The organism is Clostridium sp., from assembly GCF_036660475.1.
Taxonomy (GTDB): domain Bacteria; phylum Bacillota; class Clostridia; order Clostridiales; family Clostridiaceae; genus Clostridium_J.
Window position 1 is genome coordinate 260,623 of sequence record NZ_JAVXAO010000002.1, and the last position, 13,703, is coordinate 274,325.

The 13,703-nt window shown below is 30.0% G+C and carries 12 protein-coding genes, 1 pseudogene and 1 riboswitch; of the genes and pseudogenes, 4 read left to right on the forward strand and 9 right to left on the reverse strand.

Going from position 1 to position 13,703, the window contains the following annotated elements:
- The first annotated feature begins 237 nt into the window (after nt 1-237).
- A riboswitch (cobalamin riboswitch) is annotated at nt 238-415 on the forward strand.
- A 130-nt stretch (nt 416-545) separates the two neighbouring features.
- Genes RSA29_RS04235 through RSA29_RS04245 form a run of 3 tightly spaced genes read left to right on the forward strand, consistent with a single transcriptional unit; the run spans nt 546 to nt 3,445 of the window.
- Nucleotides 546-1,571: an ABC transporter substrate-binding protein gene (locus RSA29_RS04235; protein WP_346942375.1), complete on the forward strand. Its 1,026-nt coding sequence runs from the start codon at nt 546-548 to the stop codon at nt 1,569-1,571.
- Nucleotides 1,572-1,580: 9 nt separating this feature from the next.
- A complete protein-coding gene (locus RSA29_RS04240; protein WP_346942376.1) occupies nt 1,581-2,675 on the forward strand; it encodes an iron ABC transporter permease in 1,095 nt (364 codons plus the stop codon).
- A complete protein-coding gene (locus tag RSA29_RS04245) occupies nt 2,675-3,445 on the forward strand; it encodes an ABC transporter ATP-binding protein (RefSeq protein WP_346942377.1) in 771 nt (256 codons plus the stop codon). Before RSA29_RS04240 ends, RSA29_RS04245 begins: the two co-directional genes overlap by 1 nt.
- A 133-nt stretch (nt 3,446-3,578) precedes the next feature.
- Here the strand turns inward: RSA29_RS04245 and RSA29_RS04250 are convergent, their stop codons facing one another.
- From RSA29_RS04250 to RSA29_RS04285, 8 genes and pseudogenes are all read right to left on the reverse strand, one after another.
- A complete protein-coding gene (locus tag RSA29_RS04250; protein ID WP_346942378.1) occupies nt 3,579-5,564 on the reverse strand; it encodes a methyl-accepting chemotaxis protein in 1,986 nt (661 codons plus the stop codon).
- A 311-nt stretch (nt 5,565-5,875) separates the two neighbouring features.
- Entirely contained in the window at nt 5,876-6,526 is a 651-nt protein-coding gene (locus RSA29_RS04255) for an NAD(P)H-dependent oxidoreductase (RefSeq protein WP_346942379.1), read from the reverse strand.
- Nucleotides 6,527-6,707: 181 nt separating this feature from the next.
- Nucleotides 6,708-7,298 (reverse strand): ferritin-like domain-containing protein, encoded by a 591-nt coding sequence (locus RSA29_RS04260; RefSeq protein WP_346942380.1) that lies wholly within the window; start codon nt 7,296-7,298, stop codon nt 6,708-6,710.
- Between the two features lie 131 nt (nt 7,299-7,429).
- Nucleotides 7,430-8,185, reverse strand: coding sequence for an FAD-binding oxidoreductase (locus tag RSA29_RS04265; RefSeq protein WP_346942414.1), 756 nt, complete (start codon nt 8,183-8,185; stop codon nt 7,430-7,432).
- A pseudogene (locus RSA29_RS04270) lies at nt 8,186-8,290 on the reverse strand (rubredoxin-like domain-containing protein); the annotation flags it as partial.
- 133 nt (nt 8,291-8,423) lie between these two features.
- Complete coding sequence (locus tag RSA29_RS04275) at nt 8,424-9,128, reverse strand: CPBP family intramembrane glutamic endopeptidase (protein WP_346942381.1); 705 nt, start codon at nt 9,126-9,128, stop codon at nt 8,424-8,426.
- A 29-nt stretch (nt 9,129-9,157) separates the two neighbouring features.
- Nucleotides 9,158-10,132 carry a GNAT family N-acetyltransferase gene (locus RSA29_RS04280; protein WP_346942382.1) on the reverse strand — a complete coding sequence of 325 codons (975 nt, stop codon included), beginning with the start codon at nt 10,130-10,132 and terminating at the stop codon, nt 9,158-9,160.
- Nucleotides 10,133-10,233: 101 nt separating this feature from the next.
- Nucleotides 10,234-10,767 (reverse strand): hypothetical protein, encoded by a 534-nt coding sequence (locus RSA29_RS04285; protein WP_346942383.1) that lies wholly within the window; start codon nt 10,765-10,767, stop codon nt 10,234-10,236.
- Between the two features lie 513 nt (nt 10,768-11,280).
- On the opposite strand from RSA29_RS04285, the gene RSA29_RS04290 reads away from it, so the two are divergent.
- Nucleotides 11,281-12,867: an amidohydrolase gene (locus RSA29_RS04290; protein ID WP_346942384.1), complete on the forward strand. Its 1,587-nt coding sequence runs from the start codon at nt 11,281-11,283 to the stop codon at nt 12,865-12,867.
- 217 nt (nt 12,868-13,084) lie between these two features.
- Here the strand turns inward: RSA29_RS04290 and RSA29_RS04295 are convergent, their stop codons facing one another.
- Nucleotides 13,085-13,675, reverse strand: a complete 591-nt coding sequence (locus RSA29_RS04295; protein WP_346942385.1) for a hypothetical protein — start codon at nt 13,673-13,675, stop codon at nt 13,085-13,087.
- Nucleotides 13,676-13,703 lie beyond the last annotated feature (28 nt).

Sequence of the window (13,703 nt, forward strand, 5' to 3'; positions counted from 1 at the left end):
ATTAAATTATATATCAACAACTTCTATTAATCAATAGTTATTATTAATTAACTTGATATCTAATTATTTTTTATATCTTATCTTATACAACCTATTCAAAGTTTATCCATTACAATTTTTTAATCTTTAATCTTTAATCTTTAATCTTTAATTCCTAATTCCCCCTTTCCTATTATTCGCTATATATTGACACTATTTCGTCAATATGATAGAGTTTACTTTAGTAAAATATAATAATCATAAATGAATAATATTGGTCAATTACACAAGGAAGATGGATGAAATTTCCACACAGTACCGCTACTGTAATTAGGGAGTATTAATTAAAGTATGCCACTGAGTTTTAAAGCTTGGGAAGGCTAATTAATATAATGATCTATAAGTCAGGATACTTGCCAATGTTAAAATATCGATGCTCTTCGGGTAAAGAGTGATATTAGATACGATTAATCAGTTAATTGTATTATTACTTAGAGTATCCTTATATATTCATACCATTATAATATTTAACTAAATTATAATTTGAATAAAAAAGGAGAATGAACATGAAAAACATGAGAAAACTACTTACACTTCTATTAAGCGCAATGCTTATCTTCAGTCTCGTAGGATGCGGCAATAAAGACAAAGGTGCTAGTACTCCAAATAATGATAACACTTCACAGCAAAACGAATCTACCAACTCACACTACCCTGTAACAATAAAAACTTACAACTATGCTAAAGAACCCATAGAAATCACTTTTGATAAAGCACCAGAAAAAGTTTTTGCAATATATCAAAATTCTATAGAAACTTTACTTGCTCTAGGTTTATCTGATAAAATTGTGGCGGCTTCTGGCCTTGATCATGATGTTAAACCAGAATTTCAAAGTGATTTTAATAAAATTAATTATTTAGAAGAATTTACTCCATCAAAAGAAAGTGTTATAATGACACAGCCTGATTTTATACTTGGATGGTACTCTTTATTTGATGAAAAAAGACTTGGCGAAGTAAATTATTGGCATAATAATAAAATTAATACTTATATGTCTCTAAATAGTGGAGTAATTAAAGAAAAAACTATTGAAAATGAGATAACTGATATATTAAATCTTGGTAAAATATTTAATGTTGAGGAAAAAGCCAAAGCATTAGTTAATGAAATTAATAATGGTGTTAAAACAGCTTCTGAGGCTGTTAAAGATAAAGAAAAGCAAACTACCCTAATTGTTGAATTAGGTAGTGATAAAATTAGATCCTATGGAGCAAATACTCTAGGTGGTGATATGGTAACTAAACTTGGTGCTACCTTATTAAACGAAGCAGGAACTGCTCTTGGTAAAGAAGATTTAATCAACCTTAATCCTGACTCTATCTTTGTAGTATATATGGATAGGGGAGATGAAAATATTCCAATAACTAAAGTAAATGAAATATTAGAAGATGAATCCCTTAAAAGCTTATCTGCAGTTACAAATAAAAGAGTTTACGCCATCCCACTAGGAGATATGTATTCTAGCGGTATTAGAACTATAGATGGTATAAATACATTTTCAGAAGGCTTATATGGAAATCTAGAAAAGTAGTGGTAACTTATGAATAAAACTTGTATTAACAAAAAAAACAATAAATCAAATATATTTAAGGGAATGCCTATTTATGTAGGTACTTCTCTTATTCTTTTAATTATACTTTTGCTCTCTATTATATTTGCTGTTACCATTGGTTCAGTAAATATAACTATGAAGGAAGTTTATGATATCATTTTATTTAAGCTTTTTAATGTTGGCGATGCATCTATATCAGGTATTAGTCCAAAAACTGATGTAGTTTGGTTAATACGTATGCCAAGAATTATTTTAGCAATAGCGGTAGGTATGGGCTTATCTGTAGTTGGAATAGTTATGCAGGCTATTGTGAAAAACCCTTTGGCAGATCCGTACATTCTTGGAGTTTCCTCTGGGGCTTCCCTTGGAGCAACCTTAGCTGTACTTCTTGGAATTGGTGTTAGTTTTGGTTCTAAGTCTATTGGGATTATGGGTTTCCTTGGAGCCTTTACGGTGTCAATATTGGTTTTACTAATATCTAATGTAGGCGGAAGAACGAACTCTATGAAACTACTTCTTGCTGGTATGGCTCTTAGCTCAGTCTGTAGTGCCTTCTCTAGCTTCATAGTTTATTTTGCAAATGATGCAGAAGGCATGAAGAACATTACATTTTGGCTTATGGGAAGCCTTGCTGGTGCTAATTGGACCGATGTAACATGGATACTCATTGTAGTTATTATGGGAACCCTGTTCTTTATGACTCAATATAGAACGCTTAATCTAATGCTACTCGGCGATGATGTATCTATAACACTAGGCACAGACCTTCATAGATATAGACATATATACCTTATAATAACCTCATTAATTATAGGTGTTATAGTCTATGCTTCAGGTATGATTGGATTTATAGGACTTATAATCCCTCATATTGTAAGAATGGTTTTTGGTACAGACCATAAAAAGATATTACCTATCGCAGCGCTACTTGGTGCAATATTTTTAATATGGGCTGATGTATTATCAAGAATAATAATAAAAGGAACGGAAATACCTATTGGAATACTAATCTCCATGATAGGTGCTCCTTGCTTTGTATGGCTTATGGTTAAAAGTTCCTATGGCTTTGGAGGCGATAAATAGTGAATATTAAAACTGAAGATATTAAGGTTGAAATTGATGGTTCCTCTATATTAAAAGGAATTAACATAGAAGCTAGTAACAAAGAATTTATCGGCATCATTGGTCCTAATGGTAGTGGTAAGTCTACTCTTTTAAAATGTATTTATAGAACTTTAAAACCAACTAGCGGAATAGTTAAATTAGATGATTTTGATTTAAGTACATTATCAGTAAAAGAAAGTTCAAAGAAAATGGCTGTTTTATCTCAACATAACAATTACAACTTTGACTTTACTGTAAGAGATATTGTACTCATGGGACGAGCGCCTCATAAAAAGCTTATGGAAAGAGATACAAAAAAAGACTATGATATACTCTATGATTCCTTAAAAAAGGTTGATATGCTTGATTTCTTAGACAGAAGCTTTCTCACACTTTCTGGTGGTGAGCAGCAGCGTATAATCCTTGCTAGAGCTTTAACACAGCAAACGGATTGTTTAATACTTGATGAACCTACTAACCACCTAGACATTAAGTATCAGCTCCAATTAATGAATATAGTTAAAAACCTTGGTATAGAGGTTATAGCCGCAATTCATGATTTAAATATTGCAGCTATGTACTGCGATAAACTTTATGTTTTAAAGGATGGAAATATAGTAGCATATGGTACTCCAAAGGAAATCTTAACTGTGGATTTAATAAAAAAGGTTTATGAGGTTGATGCCTATATAACTGAGGATAAGGATTCCGATTTAATAAATATCTGTTACAAACCAACTCTAATTTAAAGTTAAAGGAGATACCGATGGATGGTATCTCCTTTAATACTATTTTTCAATATACTACTTAGGTTTAAACTAACATGACGCTTCTTAATACCTATATATAAGTTGCCTTATTATATAATATTAAATCAGTTTTTTAGTTTACCTTAAAATGCTTTATTATCTCTGATAATTCATGACAAGACTCTGATAATTCTTCTGAATGTTTAGCAACACTACTAAATGCTGTGCACTGTTCATCTACTGAAGCACTGACTTCTTCTACTACCGCTGCATTTTGCTGTGCATTTGTAGATATCTCTTCTACACCATTTAAAATATCTCCACTATAGGTACTAATATCCTGTGTTTTCCCACTAGTATATTTTATAAGTTTAACTATCTCTGTTAACTCTCCATTAATAGAAATAAAGGATTTTTCTGTACTTGAAACCGCACTAGCTGTTTCAGCATTTATTTCATTAGCATAATATATTGCACTTTTCACATTATTAGTTTCTAAATTTATGTTTGATAAAGATTCTTTAATTTTATTAGTCGCATTGTTAGACTGCTCTGCAAGCTTCCTTACTTCCTCTGCAACCACAGCAAAGCCTCTTCCTGCATCTCCAGCTCTAGCAGCCTCTATACTTGCATTTAATGCTAGAAGATTAGTCTGATCTGATATGTTAGTTATCATATCAATAACTTTATCAATATCCATAAGTTTTGAAACTAGTCCTTGGAATATCTCATTAACCTTATTAAGCTCAGTTGTACTTTCATCAATCTTTACATTTAAATTGTTAACATTTGAAAGTCCAAGTTCTGCTGCAACTGTAGAAGAATTTGATAATGTATTCATTTTATCAATTATTTTATTTATATCTTCTATTGAATTATTTAGTTCTTCAACTCTATCGCTAACCTCACCTATTGTTTCGGCTTGAGCTGTAGAATCTCTAGCAATTTCTGCAACCGCTGCATTTATCTCTTCCGTTGATGCTGTAGTTTCTTCAGATATTGCACTTAAATTTTCACTTGCCCCATTAATTTGATAAATAGATTTTTGTACATTAGATACTATATTATTTATATCCTTAACCATATCATTGAAACTATTGGTTACTTGTCCAATTTCGTCCTTTGACTGAGATTTTATATCTATTGTTAAATCCCCTTCGGCAACCTTTTTAGCTTCCTTTGATAACCTAACCAATGGATTCGATATACTTTTTATAATTATATACAGTAGTGCAGTTAGAATTATTATAGTAACCGTTGTCATCCCTATAGAAAAGCCTTCAATTTTAAGTATACTTGCATTCATATCCTTTTCATTATATACCGTACCAACTTTCCATTTGAAATTTGGTATTGTATAATAATATACCTTTAAATTCTCTTTATTTTCCTTGAAGCTATAAGAACTAGCCTCTGAGGTAAAAATCCCCTCATACATAGCCTCTTTAGATAAATCTTTATTTATAAGTGTAGGATGATATAACGCAACCCCTTTATCATTAACTAAGAAGTTATATCCATTATACCCCGAGTTATAGTCTTTAATTTTAGATAATGATTCGTTTAATGATAAGTCAATTGCTACTACACTCTTAACCTCATTGTTTTCCATTATGGCTTTAGCTGCTGTTATAACTAGAACCTGAGAATCTGCATCAACATAAGCTTCTGTCCATACCACTTTATTGGGATTTGCTACCGCCATTTTATACCAGTCCCTTTGAGTTGGATCATAATCAGCCGGTATGTCCCATGCCGGTTCAGCAATCATAACTTTATCCGGTTGTGCAGCATATATGCTTAATATTTCAGTATTAGATGTTGTATAATTTTTAAACAATCTCACGGCCTGTTTTAATGATTCCTCATCTTTGCCTATAGACTTTAAAAAAACATTATTTTCGCCAATTAGACCTAAATCCTGCTCATATTGAATTAATTCTTCCTCAAAATCCTTCCCCATTTCTTCTACTACTGTGGTTCCTCTTTCATCCGTATCATTTTTAACATTTTTTTTCATCATACTTGTAGTTAATACTTGGTTTATTATCATCCCTAAAAGTACTATTCCTACTATACATATAGTCATCTTTACAGCTAATTTTTTAAATTTAAACATATTTTTCTCCTTTTCTCATTTAACTTATTTAGCCAATTAATTAAATTTGATTTTCCAACTTAATTTTAAATCAAATTTAATTATGTACATAATCATTATGCTTTTATCACATATACCATGATAAAACTTGATTATTACTCTTAATACTCGTATCAATAAGAAGATTCTAAATACTAATTTTAAAAAATAATTGAAATAAATTAAAATAAGAGCTATCTTTCGACAGCCCCATAACCCATATAATTATAATTTAACTTATCTATTCTTTATATTTCACCACATATATGTATTCCATATAACAATATATTATCTTACTCTCTCCATACATCGTCAATAACTTGGTCAATTTTCTCTATTGCCTCTTTTATTGCACTTTGTTTTTCTTCATCTGTAAATCCTGTTCCATCCACTAAAAGTTCTTGAAATCTTTTAATTCCTGTAAGCTTCATTATATCTTCAACATAATTAAGGCCTCTATTCATTACAAGTCTAAGAATCCATGGAATTGACCCTCCAGAGGATTGAATATATACCATACCTCTTGGTTTATCATTTAAAAGTCCTTCAATCTTATCTTCTGTTATTTTTATTGTCTTTCCATCCATAACTACACAGTCTATATATTCCTTTAATGGTGCTGGAAAAGACAAACTCCACATAGGTGCTGCTATAACATACATATCGGCTTCCTTAAACTGATCTGTAAGCTTAACTATTTTATGTACCTCCGCCTGTTGTTTTTCATCTAGCTTATTAAAATCTTTTTCACTAATCATACAGTTCCGTTTTTCATAATACTCATACTCTAATCTAGGAACATGGCACTGATAAAGATCTAGCTCTTCAACAACAAAATCCTTGTACTTCTCCAAAAATCTATTAACAAATACCCTACCAACAGTTTTGCTAGCTGATAATTCCTCTGGTTTTGAATTTACTGTTATATATAATAATTTTTTCATAAGTTTCACCTTCTAATCCTTTCTATTTACCATATTATTACCTCTATTATATAAATTATTCTGTATTGTATCGTTATTTTTAAACCTCTTATACTTGCAATTTAAAATGTATTTTCACACTAAAATAGAGTAGACTTCATAAGCCTACTCTATTCTTATTTATGTTTTTCCCAATATTACCTTATTTTAAATATTTATCTATTAAACTGTGTAATATTTCAATATGAACCTCTTCATCACTAATTATTTTATGAATAACCCTTTGAATATACTTGTCATCAATATTTTCTATTAGAAATTTATAACCATTTATAGCATTTATTTCACTCTTTATATCTAGCATGAGTTTTTGTCTTACAACTTCCTTAGATTTTATATCCTCTTGATTTAGCTCTACATCTAACATCTCATTATCACCATAAGCCATATTTCCTGTCATCCAGAAGTTTTGATTTGAATTATAAAATGCCGGCTTACCACCTAATGCTACTATTATATCTCCTAGTGCGCCAAAATGTGACATCTCAACTAAGGCTATACACATCAGTGTCATAGATATATTTTTATTTCCAATTGTTTTATGGTGATATAAGTATTGAGTTATTGCTTGTATCTCACTATCCGCTGAGCTTGCATATGCATCTAATATCATGTTTGCGTAATTTATATTCTTTCTTTCAACTTCACCTTTTGGAAACGGTACTTGCGACTTACAAGGTAATGTGGATAAAAATTCATCTACCTGTTCTTTAATATTTCTAAACTCCATCATAAAATAGGCTCCTAAAATTATTATAATTTATAATATGTAATTTCTTTTATATTTGCCCCTAAATCTACAAATATTTATAATAAGATAAAAAATGCCCATGACTTTTTTAAAAATTAGTCATGAGCATATAATTATTTTATTGTAGCTAAATTAGCTGATGGTCCAAACATTTCATAATTTATTTCAGATTCTTCAACACCAATTTCTCTTAATGCGTCATATATCATCTTCATAAAGCCTAGTGGTCCACAGAAATAAAACTCTGCATCCATTGAAAGGTTTTTCTCAATCCAATCCTTAGTTAAATACCCTGAGCCTTGATAATCCTCACCCAGTTTATCTGTTTCTAATGGATTACTGTAGAAAATTTCCACATTTAGATTTTCGTTCTTCTTAGCCATATCACTAATATCATTTTTAAAAGTATGGAAATTCGTATTTATCACTGCTTGTATAAATGTAGTGTTTCTTCCCTGCTCCATAGCTTTATATAGCATAGACATCATAGGTGTAATACCTATTCCACCACTTATTAACACTAATGGTTTACTACTATCTTTCAATATAAATTCTCCTAGTGGCTCTGTGATTTCTACCATATCACCCACATTAACATTATCATGTAAGTATCTTGATATTAATCCCTTTTCTTCTCTTTTAACACTAATTCTATAAAACTCTTCCCCTGGTTTCATGGATAAAGAGTATTGTCTAACTTCTGTTGAATTCTCACCTTGAATTATTGGTTTTATTGAAAGGAACTGTCCTGCTTTATGAGTTTTAAGCTTTGACCCATCTTTAGGTGTTAAGTAAAAAGATGTAACCACCTCATTCTCTTTAACCTTATTAAATACTTTAAATTCTTTAAACATAGAGTCTTCTTTCATCTCCTCAAACTTATCTGCACCAACACCGCATATTGGGCAAATAAAATCAGAAGTTAACTCACCCTCATAAACATATCCACATACTGTACAAATGTATTTCTTCATAATGTATACCCCCATATTAATATTTTTCTTTAAAGTTTACGTTATACTAAGCTAGTTTAACTCTTTTATAACTTCTGTTTATACATTTATAATATTCTTACTCATCTATCATGTCAATAATAATTATTATCCATTAGTAAAACATAATAAATCCGATAACCATAATAGAAATGTCTGCACAAATATGGACTATCCATGAGTTTAATATACTTTTTGATTTTAGATTTATATAATCAAAGATTAACCCACCAATAAATAGTCCAAATAATGCAAGGGCTATCAACCATGGATTAAACCACGTTTTAAATATTGCAACATGGTAAACTGCAAATAATCCTGATGAAAATATATAGGCAAGCTTCTTATATCCCTTTGAATGTATCTGTAGAAATATAAATCCCCTAAAGAAAAATTCCTCTAAAAATGAGTTTCCAAAGGTTATATATAAGGCTACAAAAGGAAAGTTTTTAGGTGTAATTAAATTAGAACCCATAAGCTCCTTTGCAATTAAGTCTAAATCTATATATGATTTAACAATAAAATAAGCTGTCCAAATTACGATAATAACCATAGTTCCTAGTAATAGTCCTAGCCTTATAGATTTTTTATCTCTACTTCTTTTTATTATTTTCATAGGACTAGTGTTTTCAATTTTATAATATATAATGTACGGTATCACTCCAAATAAAACTATTTTACAACCCGTTGTAAATAGATAATTAAGTTCTGTAAACTGCTCTACAGAATAAAATCCTCCACATATTATAATTGATAATCCAATTATAATTAATGTTACTTTACTTACCTCTTTACCTTTATCTAAGTTTAACTCCCCCATAATTTACCCCCTAAATGTAACTTATATAGTTATTTTATAATCTTACGAATTTTATCCATTTTAGTATATGATACAAGTGTTAGTTTAGAGTTTATTTGCTGTAGCTCTCCACTTTGACTATATCCCATTTTCTCATAAACATGACAATTACGCTTTTCACTTAATATTGTGTCCAGCTCCCAAGCTTCTGCCTCTGGATATATGGTTTCTAAGCGTTCCATTACCTCTTGAGTAATACCTTTGTTTTGATACTCATTTAATATATTTATTATATGAAATCTCATTACACCTGGAGTTTTTCTATAAACAAATACGCTACCCACAAGGTTATCCTCATATACAATTTTATAATAATCACCTTTATCAAATCTCTTTTTAAAACCTTCAAGACTTTGATTTACTGGACTTGTTTCATGATCTTGATACTTCTCATATATTTCTTTAAAAACAGTTTTTTGAATAGTAATAAGCTTTTCTGAATCTTCAATAGTAGCTTTAAAAAGTCTTATTTTTGAATGTATTAACTTAAATAAATAATCTATGTAAGTATGGTATATAAACTCCCCACTTGCTATCATTTCCCTTATTTCGCTTTCAGTAGCCCACCTTGCATCAGCAACTTCTTCATATTGTAGCTTTAAATCTTCTATATTAATATTGTCTCTAATAATCCAAATATCATCAAAGCCATTAGCAAACTTCACTGTAAATAAAGGTTCTAGCTTTCTTGGATTTATATCTAACCCTAATTCCTCTTTTACTTCTCTAATAACTGCCATAGTGCTATTATCTCCCTGCTGGGCAGATCCTGCTGTAGCACAATCCCACATATTTGGCCAACCAATTTTCCATGGTTGCCTCTTCTGAATTAGAAACTCACCTCTATCATTAATAATCCAAATATGAACTACCATATGATAATCTCCATCAGTCATTTTATTGCCTCTCTCATGAGTTCTTCCAGTAGCTTCCCTATATTTATCATATACGTCCCATAATTCCATATCGCAGCCCCTTACTTCAATTTATACATATTTAATTCTTTCGTATAAAATATTTATCTTAAACCTACACTAAAACCTTAAAACTACTTAATACTAAAATACTATATTATTTCCAGATTATACTTATCTGCAATATTTCTATATACCTCTAGTATATCATTCTCCTCAAAGAAACATGGGAATTTCTTGTTATAATTCCCCCAAATAGTAAAAGGTATCTTCGTAAAATACACAGTGCAAAATAAAACTTCCCTAGTGCTTAATCTAGTTATAAAGGGAATGCTTTCTTCTGTTAGTTTAAAATAAATATTCTGTTCCTGTTGTTTTTCTACAGCTTGATTCTCAATAAACTTTTCTATTAAAACTTTATCTTCCTTAGACAACAAGCTTATTAACCTTGATTTATCTTCCTCACTTAACACTTGGAAGTAAAAATCTACATAAGAATTTTCGTCGCCATTTAACCTAAAGGCTTCATTCATAAATTTAATAATATTCTCTTCTGCATTCTCTATATCATCACTTTGTAATATTGCATTTTCAAAATCATCAAAGCCTTGATTTATATTTTTAAATCTTATATGTACTTTTTCTTTGAAATCCGATTCTTTAACTGGATGTAATAATTTTTCCATTTTAAGCCTCCTATCACTACTCTACTATGTTATTTAACTATTATTATACCAAGTGATTCTTATATTCAGATGGAGTTTGCTTAAGAGAAATACCTCCCTATGAATGTTAGAAGAACTTATCTAAGGTCTAGCCGCTGTTAGAACCCATTTAAAAGATTGCGTGTTGCATTGGCTAGTCATCAGGTATACTTTTACTACAACATTACTTTCAATATATCTTCTAATTTATACATTTAATTCTTTAAAGACCTTCATTTTAAATTGTATACTCTTAGTTAAAATTTATATATTACCATTATATTTTCTTTTTTAATATACTTATTATACCATAAGACTTCCAAATAACATTCTATTCAAAATAATCCAAATTCAACATAGTGTAAATATGATATAATAAGTTTCATCAAGTTATTCTTCTCCTCAGGTGGATGCTACCTAATAACAATACATAACTACATCTGATTATTAGAAAAACTTATCATCATATTAAGTGATTTTTAGGAGGGAAAAATTATGAACACTTTATTTTTTAATGGAAAAATTGCATCCTTAGATTGTAATAATAATTTTTACGAGGCTATAGGAATTAAAGATAATAAAATTAATTTTCTTGGAACTGACCTTGAAGCCTCAGAAATTAAAAATTCCTATGATAAGATCATTGATTTAAATAAAAAAACTCTTCTGCCTGGTTTCAATGATAGCCATATGCATTTATTAAACTATGGGTATACTCTTGAAAAGATGGATTTAACAAAATTAAATTCAATTGATGAAATCATAACTGCTGGAAAAGAATTTATAGATAATAGACCTAGTGGAGAATTAAATTGTCTATTAGGTAGAGGTTGGAACCAAGACAGGCTTAAAGAAAATAGATTTGTAACTTTAGAAGATTTAGATAAAATATCCACAGATATACCTGTAATTTTCACTCGTGTTTGTGGACATATTGCAGTTTGTAATACAAAAGCTTTAAGCTACTTAAATATTGAAGATATTAATGATAATCCCAATATTGATATAAAAAAAGGCGTGTTTAAAGAGTATGCAATTTCAATAATCAACGGTATTATTCCACCACCAAGTATTGAAGCTATGAAGAATATGATAATAAACACTTGCAAGGAATTATTAAGCTATGGAATAACCTCCGTACAAACCGATGATTTTGATGCTATGCCAAATAAGTCTTTTAAAAATGTTCTTACAGCTTATCGTGAACTTATTGAAGAAGACAAATTACCAGTGAGAATTTATGAGCAATGTCTATTTGAGACTAAAGAAAACTTTAAAGACTTTATTAACCTGGGATACAAAACAGGTGATGGGGATAACTTCTTTAAAATCGGACCTTTAAAACTTCTTTTAGATGGTGCCTTAGGTGGACGGACTGCCTCTCTAAGAAATCCTTATAGTGATGATCCTACTAACTGTGGTATCTCAATATACAATCAAGAAGAGTTAGATAATTATATAAAAGTTGCTCATGACAACGGCTTCCAAACTGCTGCCCATGCCATAGGGGATAATGCTATGGATTTATATTTAAATGCATTAGAAAAGTTAGGAGTAGCTTTGAAGGAACAACGTCACGGTATAGTTCATTGTCAGATTACTAGTAAAGATATAATTGAGAGAATGAAAAATCTAGATGTTATGGCATACATTCAACCTATATTCCTAGATTATGATATGCACATAGTAGAAGATAGAGTTGGGGAAAGAGCTAAGGAATCCTATGCCTTTAAAACAATGGATGATTTAGGAATAAAATTATCTATAGGCTCAGATGCACCAGTAGTACATTTTAATCCCTTTGAAAATATATACTCAGCTGTGTGTAGAAAGGACTTATCTAAATATCCTGAAAATGGATTTATGCCTTTAGAAAAACTCTCTTTAGAATCTGCACTTAAAATGTTTACTATAGATAGTGCCTACTGCTCCTTTGAGGAAAATATTAAGGGCTCCTTAGAACTTGGGAAACTAGCAGATTTAGTAGTTTTAGATAGAGATATCTTTACTATTCCTGAAGATGAAATCAAAGATATTCACGCTGAAATAACTATGGTAGATGGAAAAATAGTATATCAGTAACACTCAAAATTTTATGTTTTGCAAGTTAAACTTACTACACCGAATGCATATGAGGTGGAGTTTCATTACTATATGGGAGAAATTCATTTTCATATCCATTCAAATGAAGTAAGTAGGAAGGACTAAATCATAGATTTAGTCCTTCCTACTTATACAAATGGTATTACGCTCTTATAATATTAAAACCCAATTTCAACACTTAGGCACCTTTTAAAAATCAACCTAAATTACCACCAATTTTAGAGAATACAATTTCTTTGGTATTAATATCATAGTCCCTTACTAATACATCTCTATTATCATATTCACACCTGATATTTTTTTCACCTAAGATATCAACTATTAAATCTTCATATCCAATTGGAAAATAGAACATTATAATCTTCGGAATAACATTATTGCTATTAAGTAGAGCACAACCTTCCTCATAGTTACCCTTAATTGTTATGTTATAACAATGACTAGTCTGTGAGATTAAAATATCATAATGTTTTAGACCTCTCTTCTCTGAACTATATATTAAAGATTTTTGATAATAATCCTGGAAGTAGAAATGCTCCTTCAATATTTTAGCGTCCAACTCAAAGTCATCATTTGATATTAATTTTCCACTCCTAGATTCCTCCGTACTCTTTGTGTTTACATCCTTGCCGCCTTCTTTAATATAGACCTTTGCACCTTTTATATTTATAGAAAATCCAAATTCACTTCTTAAAGTTTCAAAGGATATACCAGCCTTTCCATCATTATCTATGATTAATTCATTAAAAGATATTCTTTTAAATTCACCTTCATCTTTTATATCCATACATTCCCCACCTTCTTATATTAGGCAT

Excerpts from the sequence above, each read along its gene's own strand:
- RSA29_RS04240 (WP_346942376.1), top strand. The coding sequence starts at position 1,581 with ATGAATAAAACTTGTATTAACAAAAAAAACAATAAATCAAATATATTT.
- RSA29_RS04250 (WP_346942378.1), bottom strand. The coding sequence starts at position 5,564 with ATGTTTAAATTTAAAAAATTAGCTGTAAAGATGACTATATGTATAGTA.
- RSA29_RS04280 (WP_346942382.1), bottom strand. The coding sequence starts at position 10,132 with ATGGAATTATGGGACGTATATGATAAATATAGGGAAGCTACTGGAAGA.
- RSA29_RS04260 (WP_346942380.1), bottom strand. The coding sequence starts at position 7,298 with ATGATGGAGTTTAGAAATATTAAAGAACAGGTAGATGAATTTTTATCC.
- RSA29_RS04265 (WP_346942414.1), bottom strand. The coding sequence starts at position 8,185 with ATGAAAGAAGACTCTATGTTTAAAGAATTTAAAGTATTTAATAAGGTT.
- RSA29_RS04285 (WP_346942383.1), bottom strand. The coding sequence starts at position 10,767 with ATGGAAAAATTATTACATCCAGTTAAAGAATCGGATTTCAAAGAAAAA.
- RSA29_RS04275 (WP_346942381.1), bottom strand. The coding sequence starts at position 9,128 with ATGGGGGAGTTAAACTTAGATAAAGGTAAAGAGGTAAGTAAAGTAACA.
- RSA29_RS04255 (WP_346942379.1), bottom strand. The coding sequence starts at position 6,526 with ATGAAAAAATTATTATATATAACAGTAAATTCAAAACCAGAGGAATTA.
- RSA29_RS04290 (WP_346942384.1), top strand. The coding sequence starts at position 11,281 with ATGAACACTTTATTTTTTAATGGAAAAATTGCATCCTTAGATTGTAAT.
- RSA29_RS04295 (WP_346942385.1), bottom strand. The coding sequence starts at position 13,675 with ATGGATATAAAAGATGAAGGTGAATTTAAAAGAATATCTTTTAATGAA.
- RSA29_RS04235 (WP_346942375.1), top strand. The coding sequence starts at position 546 with ATGAAAAACATGAGAAAACTACTTACACTTCTATTAAGCGCAATGCTT.